The following is a 13,025-nucleotide window of genomic DNA, read 5'->3' on the forward strand; positions in this document are numbered from 1 at the left end:
GATCCCCGCGAATCTCACCCTACAGTCGTTGACGTGTCGCCAACAGGCGGGAAAGTTCTGCTCCGGCGGTACGATAAAAGGTATGGCAACCCGGAAAGTGACACTGTCGCTGGATGAGGCGGCCTGGTCCTTCGCACAGGACGCCGCCGCCCGCGCGGGCATGTCGCCGTCGGCGTGGATTTCCCGCGCCGCGCGCCGCGAAGCCGTGCGGCTGGGATGCGGCCCGGTGCCGGACCCGGTCGAACTCGCCGCGGCCGACGAGGCGGAAAAGCTGGCCGCCGAAAAGGAGCTGCGTGCGCAGGGGTGAACTCTGGGTCTACCACCCGCACGGCACCACCCGAACCCGCACCATCATCCTCATCTCGAGCGACGGCATTAACGAGTCGCCGCGCCCCTGGCTGATCGCCGCCGAGGTCGAGGCCGGGGATCCCCGGGACATCCTGGCCGTGCCCATTCCCGGCCACGGCTGGGTCCACGCCGGCAATCTGGGCCGCATCTATCGTGGCTGGTTGGAGCGTCGCATCGCCGAAGTCGACAGCGAAACGGCCGAGCGAATCGACACAGCGCTGCGCGCCGCCATGGATTTGTGAGAGGGTGCCTGCGGCAGTTCTCCCGTCGAACCTCGAGAGTAGAGGCACCTGTGCGCATTTCCTTGTTGGCCGCCGCGCTCGTCGCGCTTCCCCTGCTGGCCGCGTGCGGCGGCAGCGGCGACAAGCCCGCCGATGTCACCCAGGCTGATGTGTCCAAATCCCTGCAGGCCGGTGGTCTCGAAGCCAAGTTCGCCGACTGCGCCGCGAAAGTCTTCGTGGACCAGGGTATTTCGCAGGACGGACTGCGTCGCATGATCAAGAACGACGCCAAGTCCGGCAATGTGACGGACATGGAGTCGGCCGGCATGAGCAAGGACGACACGGACAAGGCGCAGGCCGCGGCTACCAAGATCGTCACCGCCTGCATGCAGTCGGCGCAGTAGCGCCGCGGTCACCGCGGTAGCGCGATCGCCAGGGGCCTTGGCGGCCCGCGGTTTTCGACCTCCGCTTGTTAACTCCCGGGTGCCGGTGTGCAATCTCAGAATCGACCGGGATCGGCCCGGCGTCCGGGAGGGATCACAAATGCGGAAATCCGTCGTCGTGGTGGCGCTGCTGGCGCTGCCGCTGCTGTCCGCGTGCAGCAATGACCAGCAATCGGCCACCCCCGCCACCACGACCGCACCCGCGGTGACGGCCACCTCGGCGGCCGCGACCAGCGGGTCCGGCGCGCCTGCCACCTCGGCGGGGGCGACCACCAGCCCGGGCGGCAGCGCGCTGACCGCCGAGCAGATCTCGAAAGCCTTGCAGGACAAGGGCAAACTCAGTCAGCAGACCGCGGACTGTGTGGCCGATGTCTACCTTCAGGAAGGCCTGTCCGACAGCGGCATCCAGAAGATCATCGACAGCGCCAACGGCACCAACCCGGCCAAGGTCAGCCTCGGCACCGAGGATCTGATCAAGGCGGGCAAGGCCACCAAGCGAATCGCCACGGAGTGCGTCAAATAGTGCGGTGACATGCGGAAAGTCATGCTGTGACGTGTGAAAGGCCCCCGTCCGATGGACGGGGGCCTTTCACGTGGAGCCGGTGACGGGAATCGAACCCGCAATTCGACCTTGGGAAGGTAGCGTGTTGCCACTACACCACACCGGCGCGGTCCTGCTTGCGCACGCGACTCTATCAGACCACTTCTCGCCCGGTGCAACTTCTCGGATCTCCTCGCAGGTCGCGGGCGAGTGACCGCGGGTGTGTCCGGCCCCCGGGTTGCCCGTGTCGGGGGCGACGCGCCGAAGATCGCGGAGCTCTTTCGCGGAAGCAGCTGGTTCCGCCTACGGGCGGTCGTAGACTGGCCCGCAGGGTCGAAAACCCGTCCACCACAGGAAGTTTGGATGCGCTGAACGTTAGCTGAAGTGTGCGCTCGGTGCTCCTGCTCGGCGGTCGAGGAGGACGTATGACCGCGGTGCCCGCTCGTGAAGTTCCCGAGCTCGAACCCGTACGGCCATTTCCACGGCGGATGGGACCCCAGGGGTCGTATCTGTGGAAGGCCATCACCACCACCGATCCCAAAATGCTCGGGAACATGTACCTGGTCACGGCCATGGCGTTCTTCTTGGTCGGCGGCCTGATGGCGCTGCTGATGCGGACCGAGCTGGCGCGTCCGGGCATGCAGTTCCTGACGCCGGAACAGTTCAACCAGCTGTTCACCATGCACGGCACCATCATGCTGCTGTTCTATGCGACGCCCATCGTCTTCGGATTCGCCAATGCGGTGCTGCCGCTTCAGATCGGCGCGCCGGATGTCGCCTTTCCGCGGTTGAACGCGCTCAGCTACTGGCTCTACCTGTTCGGGGCCACCATGGCGACCGCCGGATTCATCACGCCGGGCGGCGCGGCGGACTTCGGCTGGACCGCCTACACCCCGCTCAGCCTGGCCGAACACGCACCGGGCGTGGGCGCGGACCTGTGGATCATGGGCGTGGCGGTGTCCGGCGTCGGCACCATCCTGGGCGGGGTCAATATGATCACCACGGTCATCTGCCTGCGCTGCCCCGGCATGACCATGTGGCGCATGCCCATCTTCACCTGGAACATCCTGGTCACGAGTGTGCTTGTGCTGCTGGCGTTTCCGATCCTCACCGCGGCGCTCATGGGCCTGGAGGTGGACCGGCGCCTGGGCGGGCACATCTACGACTCGGCCAATGGCGGGGTCATCCTCTACCAGCATCTGTTCTGGTTCTTCGGGCATCCCGAGGTCTATATCGTGGCGCTGCCGTTCTTCGGCATCGTGACCGAGATCTTCCCGGTGTTCAGCCGCAAACCGCTGTTCGGCTACACCACGCTGGTGTACGCGACGCTGGCCATCGGCGCGCTGTCCATCGCGGTGTGGGCACACCACATGTACGCGACGGGATCGGTGCTGCTGCCGTTCTTCTCGTTCATGACCTTCCTCATCGCGGTGCCGACGGGGGTGAAGTTCTTCAACTGGGTCGGCACCATGTGGCGCGGGCAGCTGACCTTCGAGACACCCATGCTGTTCTCGGTGGGCTTCCTGGTGACATTCCTCTTCGGCGGGCTCTCGGGCGTCATCCTGGCCTCGCCGCCGCTGGACTTCCACGTCTCGGACACGTATTTCGTTGTGGCGCATTTCCATTACGTACTGTTCGGCACCATCGTGTTCGCCACCTTCGCCGGCATCTACTTCTGGTTCCCCAAGATGACCGGGCGGCTGCTGGACGAACGGCTCGGGAAGCTGCATTTCTGGACCACGTTCCTGGGTTTCCACACCACGTTCCTGGTGCAGCACTGGCTGGGTAACCAGGGCATGCCGCGCCGCTACGCGGATTACCTGCCGAGCGACGGATTCACCACGCTCAACACCATTTCCACCATCGGCTCGTTCATTCTCGGATTCTCGATGGTCACGTTCGTGTGGAATGTCTTCAAGAGCTACCGCTACGGCGAAGTGGTGACCGTCGACGACCCGTGGGGTTACGGCAATTCCCTGGAATGGGCCACCACCTGCCCGCCGCCCCGGCACAACTTCTACGAACTGCCGCGTATCCGCTCCGAGCGCCCGGCATTCGAACTGCATTACCCGCACATGGTCCCCCGTATGCGCGCCGAGGCCCACGCCACCTGGGTTCCGCGTAAACCGAAACAGGTTATCGATGTGTTCACGCCGGAAAACCCGCCGGTAGAGCATTGAAAGTTCGCGGCCCGTCTCGTTCTGGACCGAGCGGAGCGACGGAGCGCAGCGGCGGAGCGGAGGGAGGGAAGAACGAGACCTTGGGGGCCGCGAACCGCCCGGAGCGAAGCGGAGGGCAAAATGGCACAGTGCTGCTTAGTGATCGCGACATCCGTAAGGAAATCGCCAATGGACGTCTCGGGGTCGAGCCGTTCGACGAGAAGCTGGTGCAGCCGTCGAGTATCGATGTGCGGCTGGACAGTCTCTTCCGGGTGTTCAACAACACCCGCTACACGCATATCGATCCGGCGCAGCGGCAGGACGAGCTGACCACCCTGGTGGAACCCGCCGAGGGGGAGCCGTTCGTGCTGCATCCCGGTGAATTCGTGCTCGGCTCCACGCTCGAGGTGTGCTCGCTGCCCGACGATCTGGCCGGCCGGCTGGAGGGCAAGTCCAGCCTGGGCCGGCTGGGCCTGCTGACCCACTCCACCGCGGGCTTCATCGACCCCGGATTCAGCGGGCATATCACGCTGGAACTGTCGAATGTGGCGAACCTGCCGATCACCCTGTGGCCCGGCATGAAAATCGGGCAGCTGTGTCTTATCCGGCTCACCAGTCCGGCCGAGCACCCGTACGGCAGTGCCGCGGCGGGCTCGAAATATCAGGGTCAGCGGGGGCCGACGCCGTCGCGGGCCTATCTGAATTTTCCGGTGTCCAAGTGAGTTGCATTACGGGGTAGCGGTTTCGACCTGGCGCGCGGCGTAATTCGGCCGCTGCCTGGACAGTTGACCGTCGTCCGTGGCGCGAATACGCCGTCCGATGGGCGGGTACAGCGGGTGTACGGATGGCCCGGTACGTCGTAAGGTGGCGACGACGGGTGTGTGTCGACGAGATGGGCAGCGGATGAGTTCGGTTCTGGGGGTTTCGGTGGGGGCGGGTGCGGTTCGCGTCGCACGTCCGTTCACCGGCGATTCCGCCGAACAGGCCGCACGCAATTTCGGCGCGCCCCCGCAGCAGCGATACGCCCGAGCCCGCAGCGGATTCGACGGCCCGCCGGACGCGTTCGACGTGCAGGCGGTGCCGGTCGGCGAACGCCGGGTCGACGAGCTGGTCGCCGACGCCGTCGGGGCGGTGCTCGCCGCGGATTCGCGGATCAGCGCCACCGCCATCGCCTACCGGGACGAGAATCACGCGCGGGCCATCCGGGCCGAGCTGGCGCGGCGGCAGTTCACCAATTACGAGCTGGTGCCCGACGTGGTGGCGGCGCTGGAATTCCTCGAATACTCCGGGGAGCTGCAGGGTTTCGGCACCGTCGCGCTCTATGACCTGGGCGCGTCCGGGTTGTCGGTGACGGTCGTCGATACCGGCACCCGGCAGGTCTGCTTCAGTGAACGCACCAGCGATATCAGCGGCGACTACCTCGACGCGCTGATCCGCGAACAGCAGATCGCCTCCGGGCGAATCGCTCATCCGCCGGACCACACCGGGCTCATCGCGCTCGACAAGCTCTGCCGCGAGGCCAAGGAGCAGCTCTCCAGCAGCAGCGCGGTGGCGCTGCCCTCCACCGAGGGCCTGGTGCTGCTGTCGCAGGAGAACTTCGAGGCCCTCATCATGCTGGCCGTCGAATCCTCCGCTCGCATGACGCGCGATGTCATCCTGCGCTCCGAGCAGCCGGTGCAGGCGGTCGCCCTGCTCGGCGGCTGCGCCCAGATTCCGCTGGTGGCAAAGGTTTTGCGACGCTGGCTGGGCGTCCCGGTCATCGTCCCGGCCGCCCCCGACACCGTGGTCACCCGCGGCGCGGCCATGCTGGCCCGCCCGGTCCTGCACCGGCCCGCACCCGCGCCGTTCCCCACCGCCCCGCGCGAGGACGCCGTACCCACACCCGCGGAGCCCGGCCAGTCCTGGTCGGCTCGCCCGGGTGCGGCGGAGAAATTCGGCCGCCGCCGCGAGGTCAGCCTGGCCGGCGTCGCGGTCGGCGCGCTCGTCGTGGTGGCCGCCATCGGCATCACCCTCGGCTGGGGATCCCAAGTCCTGACCCATGATTCGCAGCGCCAGGACGCCGTCACCAGCTCGGTCCCGGCCAGCACCACCCGCCCCTCCACCGAACCCGGGGTCGCGTCGCCCACCACCACCGACGCCACCAACGAGTCCCTGGCCGCACCCCAGCCTCACACCTACACCACAACCACCACCGAGGCCCCCACCACCACGCCCGGCCCGAACACCATCACGATCATCCCGGGCCTCCCACCCGTGGTCGTCCCCACGCTGCCTCCGCTCTTCCCACCGGCACCGCCCCAGCAAGTGCGCTGACGCTCCCCGTCGAGCCCGAAAGCCGTTGTGGGCCAGACCTATCAACTGGCCCCTGAGAGTTTCGAGAGTCGACACGAGCCGAGTCCGCCCCGTCGACTGCCAGGAGGGGCGGACTCGGTGGTGCGAGGACCGGCTGCGTTCAGTCCTCGCTTTCCGCTCCCACCGCCAGAGCTGTCGTGATGATCGCCGACAGGGGTGGGAGTTTGGAATCACGTGCGGGTGGCGTCACCCAGTGGCAGCCCTCGCGCGTCGAGCGGCCGAGGCCGGTGGGGAGCATGACCGCGCTGCCGATGGCCGGAATGCCGATATCGAGCCGGTTGAGCGCCAGCATGATCTGGTCGCCAGGCCGCGAATCCGGTTCGGCCAGAAGGCTCCAGCGAATCTGCCGGGCCAGCATGGGCCCGCCGCAGCGCTGCTGTCGTAGTGCGCCGCGCACCATTTCGGCCCGCGCGACCGGTAGGTGCACCACCCCGATCTGCGTGGTGACGGGAAGCATGACGAATCCGCCGCGTTCGATGACCGGCAGCGCGAACTCGTGCCGGTAGTAGGAAACCCAGTCTTCGACTGTTCTGAGCCTGTCCGCGTTCACGTTCCCGCCTCCTTCCCCGGTCACCAGGGTCGCGTGCCGGGGGCCACGGTGAGAACGCCCGCACACCCGCCTTCCGCTGCCTTTCCGCCGCCACTATTACCGGTGCGTATAACGCCTGGTACCGAGAAGGTTTCGGATGTGGTCGCGGCCACTTTCCGCTCGTACCCTGGAGTTCGGAGTTCGTTCGGAAGGGATGGCAGAGTGGTCCGGCACTGGTCAGGCAAAGAGGCCCGGGCCCTCCGCGATGCCAAACGCATGAGTATCCGGGAGTTCGCCGCCCACCTGGGTGTGCACGAACGACTGGTCTCGAAATGGGAGGCCGGGGGCGATCGGGTGCATCCCCGCCCCATCAATCAGGCCGCCCTCGATACTTCCCTTGCCAGGTCCGACGATGTTGTGCGGGCACGGTTCGCGGCCTTGATCGACCAGCCCTTGATCGACCGCCCCGCCGTTCCCGGTTTCGATGTGCGCCAAGGCGGTTCCGAGTTTCGGAGCGGGATGCCGGCGCAGGCCAGTTATTCCAGCGACGCGGAACTGCTGGCACTCGTCGATACGGGTGCGATGAGGGGCGATGCGTTAGCGGCGATTTCGGAGAGGGATCTGATCATGGCGGCTGCTCACGAAGCAAGCGAGCACGCGGGGAGGGCCGAGGGCACCAATGTGGGTGCGACCCTGCTGGAACAGCTCGATGCGGATGTCACGCGCATCGCCAACGATTACGTACACCTGCCGCCGGTGCCGATGATGGTGGAGATGCTGCGGGTGCGGCGTCGGGTGTACCGGTTGCTGGAAGGCCATCAGCGTCCGTCCGATACGGCGCACCTGTGCCTTCTGGCGGGCACCCTGTCCGGTCTGCTGGCGAATGCCAGTACGGATCTCGGCTATTTCGACGCGGCCGGTGAACAGGCAAGGGCCGCTTGGGCTTACGCCGAACTGTGCGAGCACGATCCGTTGCGCGCCTGGACCCGCGGCATGCAGGCGCTCATCGAGTACCGGGCCGAGCGGCCGCGTCGCGCGGTCCTGCTGGCCCAGAGCGGCCAGCGCTATGCCGAATCCGCGACCGCGCGGGTGCGGCTGCTGAACATCGAGGCCCGCATCTGGTCACGGCTGGGCAGCACCGCCGACACCGATCGCTGCATCCGCGCCGCCGACGACGCCCGCGACAGCGAATCCACCGACAACCTGCACGACGAGGTCGGCGGCGTGTTCGGGTTCAACCAGCCCAAGAGTCACTACTACGCCGGTGCCACCTATATCCATCTGGGCCAGGCCGAGTCCGCCCTGGATGCCACCAGCCGGGCCATCGACCTGTATGTGAACGGCCCGACCGACAAGCGCTCCTACGGCGCGGAGTCGCTGGCCCGGGTGGACAATGCGGCCGCCCACCTGATCAACGGCAGCCTCGACGGCGCCGCCGCCGCATTGGAGCCGGTGCTGGAACTGGACGAGGACAAGCGGATCGCGCAATTGGAGGAACGGCTCAGCGCGGTGCGCCGGCGGCTGGCCGGCCCGGAGTTCCGAGACGCCGGTGAAGCGCAGGACCTGGACGAGAGGATCGAGGACTTCTGCGGCTCCACCGCCGCCCGCAGCGTGCTGCCGCCCGATACCTCGAGGTAGCCGCCCCGCTGCCGTCCGGTAGTGCTGTGCTGGACACGAAGAAACCTGGTTGCGGGCGAATGGCACCATTAACGGGGTGAGCCCATCGAGTCACCTTCCGCATCGGTCCCCCCGCGTCCTGGAACAGTCCACCAAACTCCAGAACGTGCTCTACGAGATCCGGGGTCCGGTACACGCGCACGCGGCACGGTTGGAGGCCGAGGGCCACCGGATTCTGAAGCTGAACATCGGCAATCCCGCGCCGTTCGGATTCGACGCGCCCGACGTCATCATGCGCGACATGATCGCGGCGCTGCCCTACGCGCAGGGCTACTCGGAGTCCAAGGGCATCCTGCCGGCGCGGCGGGCCATCTTCACCCGCTACGAATTGGTGCCCGGCTTCCCGGAATTCGATGTGGACGACGTCTACCTGGGCAACGGCGTCTCCGAGCTGATCACCATCGTCATGCAGGCGCTGCTCGACAATGGCGACGAGGTGCTCATCCCCGCGCCGGACTATCCGCTGTGGACGGCCATGACCTCGCTCGCGGGCGGCACCCCGGTGCACTACCTGTGCGACGAGTCCAATGACTGGCAGCCGGACATCGCCGACATGGAATCCAAGATCACCGACAAGACCAAGGCGATTGTCGTGATCAACCCCAACAACCCCACCGGCGCGGTGTACTCCGCCGAGGTGCTGCAGCAGGTGGTGGACCTGGCCCGCAAGCATCAGCTGCTGCTGCTGGCGGACGAGATCTACGACAAGATCCTGTACGACGGCGCCAAGCACGTCTCGCTGGCGACGCTCGCCCCGGACCTGCTGTGCCTCACCTTCAACGGCCTGTCCAAGGCGTACCGGGTGGCGGGCTACCGCTCGGGCTGGCTGGTCATCACCGGTCCCAAGGATCACGCGGGCGGCTTCCTGGAGGGCATCGATCTGCTGGCCTCCACCCGGCTGTGCCCGAATGTGCCCGCGCAGCATGCCATTCAGGTGGCGCTGGGCGGACATCAGAGCATCGACGACCTGGTGCTGCCGGGCGGGCGGCTGCTCGAGCAGCGGGATGTGGCCTGGGAGAAGCTCAATACCATTCCGGGCGTCTCGTGCGTGAAGCCCACCGGTGCGCTGTACGCGTTCCCGCGGCTGGACCCGGAAGTCCATGAGATCCACGACGATTCGAAGCTGGTGCTGGATCTGCTGCTGCAGGAGAAGATCCTGATGGTGCAGGGGACCGGGTTCAACTGGCCGCACCACGACCACCTGCGCATCGTCACGCTGCCGTGGGCTCGCGATCTCTCGGTCGCCATCGAGCGATTCGGGAACTTCCTCGCGAGCTATCGCCAGTAATTCCAGCTGGAAGTTCTCGATCACCGGGTACGCGCGGGGTACGCTGGGGTACCGGCGTGCCCTCGCGAATACCCGGTCTGACCTGCGGTTAATCGATCTTGTCCGCTTGTGGACACCCCTGCTCGGGGTGGATGGCGCGGGTGAGACCCTGGCTAAAACAAACCGTTGGTACGAAAAAGTTGGGTTTTTAGAGACTTAGCTAGCGCAAAGAACCGTCTTTTGTGTACAGTGGTCCTCGGCACTCAGAGTGCCCGGTCGGACCGCCTACCCCCCCTGGGCCGTCCGGCCCTGGTTAGCCGGCCTACCCCCCCTGGGCCGCTGACCCCGGGCGGCGGAGACATCCCCCTGCTCTCCGCCGCCCCTCCCACTCCCCCGTCTCCCCGGGCCTTGAGCGGACGGCTGAGAGCCGTTGCCGGATTTGCATCCGTGCCTGCGTTGGGAGCCGAAACCATCTTGGACGTACCCGGTGAGTTACCCCGAACGTTGCGAGATCAGTTGTCGCCTTGGGGATCGGGAAGAACCTTTGCCTGACGTGAACCTCTCGAGATGTCAGGAATGGTTTTCGTTTAGGCTCGGCGGGTGAGCGATCACCAGCATTCTCATCACCATCATCACGACCACTCTGGACCCATTGCTATTGGGGCGAATGCGGCCCGGGTTGTCATTGGGCTATTGGCGGTGATCGGGGTGGCGGTGGTTGTTGGGCTGGTTTGGCTTTGGCCCAGTTCGCAGCACATCGATATTCCATTGCCCATGCAGAACGGGGGCGGGGGTGCGGTGCACTCCGAGGCGGGGACCGTGGTCAAGCAGGATCTCGGGCCCTGTGGGGATGTGTCGAACGGGAAGGTTTTCACTGTTGAGCCGGAGTTGCTCGCGGCGGCTCAGCGGCAGTGCGCGCGGAGTGTGATCTCGATCGATTCGGGGGCGGACAAGGGAAGTTGGACGGTCTTCGTCAATTCGCCTACGCCGGATCAGCCGAATTTGAGTGTGGGGGACAAGATTCGGATTGTGCCTCAGGCGGCGCCGAAGACGCCGCAGGATCCGGGTGGGGCGACGCTGTACTCGTTCGATGATTTCGCGCGTGGGTTGCCGTTGAGCATCATCGGGATCGTTTTCGCGGTGGTCATCATCGCGGTGGCGCGGTGGCGGGGGTTGCGGGCGTTGATCGGGCTCGTCATCGCATTCGGGGTGCTGGTGATGTTCCTGCTGCCGGCGCTGCTGGACGGGAAACCGGCGATACCGGTGGCGTTGGTCGCGGGGGCGGTGATCCTCTACTCCGTGTTGTATCTGGCGCACGGGGTGAATTTGCGCACCAGTTCGGCATTGCTGGGGACGCTGACCTCGATGGTGCTGGCGGCGGTGCTGTCATGGGTGTCGTTGGAGGCCACCCACCTCACCGGGTTGTCCGAAGAGCAGAACACCAATGTCGCCGCCTATATCCAGCACGTGAGCATTACCGGGCTACTGCTGGCCGGATTCATCATCGGCTCGCTCGGTGTGCTCAACGATGTCACCATCACGCAGGCCTCGGCTGCCTTCGAGCTGGCGGCGCTGGACCAGAAGGCCAACCGCCGCAGCATCTTCTCCGCGGCCATGCGGGTCGGCCGGGACCACATCGCCAGTACCGTCTACACCCTGGTGCTCGCCTACGCCGGTGGGGCGCTGCCGCTGCTGCTGCTGTTCAGCGTGGCCGGGCGGCCCATACGGGACGTGCTGACCGGCGATGCGGTGGGCATCGAGATCGCGCGGTCGGCCGTCGGCGGTATCGCGCTGGCCCTGTCGGTGCCGCTCACCACCGCCATCGCGGTGCTGCTGGCCCGGCCGTTGGGCGCCAAGCCGGCCGAGGTGCGCGCGGGTGCGGGCGCCAAGCGGACGCGAAGTGCGGGGGCGCAACGGAATACGCCGCGCCGCGCGGGTGGGCCGCGCGCCGGATCCCAGCCCGCGATGCGTCGTGCCGGTGATCCGCGCACCGGCGAGTACCCCTCGGGTTCGCAACCGGTGGTGCGCCGAGGTGCTCAGCAGAGCGGACCGTACAGCGGGGAGCAACAGGCTGTACCGAGAACCGATGCGCAACAGCGGGATTCGTGGACCGGGGAACAGCCCGTGGCGCGAACCGGCGCGCAGCCCCGGGTGTCCGGTGGGAGTGAGCCGCCGACGGTGCCGAGAACCGGTGTGGTACAGCCGAATCCGAATCCTAATCCTAATCCGCAGGAGGAGCGGCAGTACACGACCTCGTCGTGGTTCAATCCGAGCGAGCCGTGGTCGGATTCGGGAACACGGGGTCAGGCCCGGCAGCAGGATCAGGGGTGGCAGCAGGATCAGAGCTTCTCCGATGATCAGGGGTGGCCGCCCGATCCGCCGCGTGGTGGACGGCACTCCCGGCCCTGATTCCGGGCGGCGACCGTCAGTGTGTGTTCCGCGCCGCCTCGCAGAGTGCCGATACGCCGTCGGCGTCCGTGGCGAAATGATCGAAGCCACTGGGCACTCCGAATTCGGCGAAGGAGACCTCGGAGTCGGACTGTGAGCGGCCGGGCACCGGAATGCGCACGGCCGCATGCAGATCGCGAGTTCCGGTCAGCTCGATCACCCGGCGGGCATTGTCGGCCCGCAGGCCGCCACAGGCCATCACGTCGATGCGGCCGTCGGCCAGCGTCACCAGCCGGCCGATCAGGGCTGCGCCGTCGAGCACCGACTCCTGGCGGCCCGAGGTGAGCAACCGGGTGAAGCCCAGCTCCAGCAATTGGTCGAAACCCGCATACGGATCCGCGCACACATCGAACGCGCGGTGGAAGGTGACCTCCAGCTCGTCCGCGGCGGCCAGCAGCTCGGTATTCGCGGCCGGATCGACATGGCCGTTCTCGTCGAGTACGCCGATCACCACCCCGTGCGCACCCGCCGCCCGCACCCGCTCGATATCGGTGCGCATCAGCGCCACCTCGTCGGCCGAGTAGCGGAAGTCGCCCGGCCGGGGCCGGATCAGCACGTGTACCTGGGTGTGCCCCGCCGCCTCGACCGCCGCCTCGATGAGCGCCGGCCCGGGCGTGAGTCCCCCGACCGTCAGCCCCGTACACAATTCCACCCGTGCGGCCCCCGCCTGTTCGGCGATCCGGACCCCGCCCAGAGACTCCACCCCGATCTCGACCCGCACCGCCCGCGCATCCGTCATACCTTGCAGTATGGCGAACTCCGGCCCGTCATGTTGCCTGAGATTAGCCAACGGGCTGCGAATGGCCCGTGAATTTGCCGCCGCAGCGCCCGCCGAATCGGCGTGAACGGGCTGGTACGCGGCGGAACGACGAGGGCGGCGCTACCGGGTTGGTAGCGCCGCCCTCGTCGATCAGGTTCGGCTGCCCGCTGTTTCGGGCCTGGGCTTAGTTCTTGCGGCCCGGAGCCTTCATGCCCGACTTGAAGCCCAGGCCACCCGGCTTGGCGGCCGGCGGCTTGGCCGCGCCATTGCCCTCCGAGGT

General features: G+C 66.9%; 11 protein-coding genes, 1 tRNA gene and 1 pseudogene. 10 read left to right on the forward strand and 3 right to left on the reverse strand.

Annotated features, from left to right (window positions below):
* The first annotated feature begins 82 nt into the window (after positions 1-82).
* The 4 genes from AB0L60_RS09235 to AB0L60_RS09250 all read left to right on the forward strand — a co-directional run bounded on the left by AB0L60_RS09235 (position 83) and on the right by AB0L60_RS09250 (position 1,535).
* Entirely contained in the window at positions 83-307 is a 225-nt protein-coding gene (locus AB0L60_RS09235) for a hypothetical protein (RefSeq protein ID WP_354841282.1), read from the forward strand.
* Entirely contained in the window at positions 294-590 is a 297-nt protein-coding gene (locus tag AB0L60_RS09240) for a hypothetical protein (RefSeq protein WP_364609652.1), read from the forward strand. The genes AB0L60_RS09235 and AB0L60_RS09240 overlap by 14 nt, the downstream gene beginning before the upstream one ends.
* A 50-nt stretch (positions 591-640) precedes the next feature.
* A complete protein-coding gene (locus tag AB0L60_RS09245) occupies positions 641-973 on the forward strand; it encodes a hypothetical protein (protein WP_354841288.1) in 333 nt (110 codons plus the stop codon).
* A 139-nt stretch (positions 974-1,112) separates the two neighbouring features.
* On the forward strand, positions 1,113-1,535 hold the full coding sequence (locus AB0L60_RS09250) for a hypothetical protein (RefSeq protein WP_364609656.1): 423 nt from the start codon (positions 1,113-1,115) through the stop codon (positions 1,533-1,535).
* A gap of 71 nt (positions 1,536-1,606) precedes the next feature.
* On the opposite strand, the gene AB0L60_RS09255 is transcribed toward AB0L60_RS09250, so the two are convergent.
* Positions 1,607-1,680, reverse strand: a tRNA-Gly gene (locus tag AB0L60_RS09255).
* Between the two features lie 298 nt (positions 1,681-1,978).
* Between AB0L60_RS09255 and ctaD the strand changes: the two genes are divergently transcribed.
* The 3 genes from ctaD (at position 1,979) to AB0L60_RS09270 (ending at position 6,025) form a co-directional block, all read left to right on the forward strand.
* Complete coding sequence (gene ctaD, locus AB0L60_RS09260) at positions 1,979-3,733, forward strand: cytochrome c oxidase subunit I (protein WP_364609659.1); 1,755 nt, start codon at positions 1,979-1,981, stop codon at positions 3,731-3,733.
* A gap of 128 nt (positions 3,734-3,861) precedes the next feature.
* Entirely contained in the window at positions 3,862-4,434 is a 573-nt protein-coding gene (gene dcd, locus AB0L60_RS09265) for a dCTP deaminase (protein ID WP_354841295.1), read from the forward strand.
* Positions 4,435-4,615: 181 nt separating this feature from the next.
* Entirely contained in the window at positions 4,616-6,025 is a 1,410-nt protein-coding gene (locus AB0L60_RS09270) for an Hsp70 family protein (RefSeq protein WP_364609663.1), read from the forward strand.
* 139 nt (positions 6,026-6,164) lie between these two features.
* On the opposite strand, the gene AB0L60_RS09275 is transcribed toward AB0L60_RS09270, so the two are convergent.
* Positions 6,165-6,614, reverse strand: coding sequence for a hypothetical protein (locus AB0L60_RS09275; protein ID WP_364609666.1), 450 nt, complete (start codon positions 6,612-6,614; stop codon positions 6,165-6,167).
* Between the two features lie 255 nt (positions 6,615-6,869).
* Between AB0L60_RS09275 and AB0L60_RS09280 the strand changes: the two genes are divergently transcribed.
* The 3 genes and pseudogenes from AB0L60_RS09280 to AB0L60_RS09290 all read left to right on the forward strand — a co-directional run.
* Positions 6,870-8,231: an ABC transporter C-terminal domain-containing protein gene (locus tag AB0L60_RS09280; protein WP_364609669.1), complete on the forward strand. Its 1,362-nt coding sequence runs from the start codon at positions 6,870-6,872 to the stop codon at positions 8,229-8,231.
* A gap of 67 nt (positions 8,232-8,298) precedes the next feature.
* Positions 8,299-9,558 (forward strand): pyridoxal phosphate-dependent aminotransferase, encoded by a 1,260-nt coding sequence (locus AB0L60_RS09285; protein WP_364609789.1) that lies wholly within the window; start codon positions 8,299-8,301, stop codon positions 9,556-9,558.
* A 579-nt stretch (positions 9,559-10,137) separates the two neighbouring features.
* Positions 10,138-11,391: pseudogene (locus AB0L60_RS09290) on the forward strand (YibE/F family protein); the annotation flags it as partial.
* Positions 11,392-11,962: 571 nt separating this feature from the next.
* Here the strand turns inward: AB0L60_RS09290 and AB0L60_RS09295 are convergent.
* Entirely contained in the window at positions 11,963-12,724 is a 762-nt protein-coding gene (locus AB0L60_RS09295; RefSeq protein WP_364609672.1) for a copper homeostasis protein CutC, read from the reverse strand.
* Positions 12,725-13,025 lie beyond the last annotated feature (301 nt).

The organism is Nocardia sp. NPDC051981, assembly GCF_040680715.1.
Lineage (GTDB): Bacteria > Actinomycetota > Actinomycetes > Mycobacteriales > Mycobacteriaceae > Nocardia.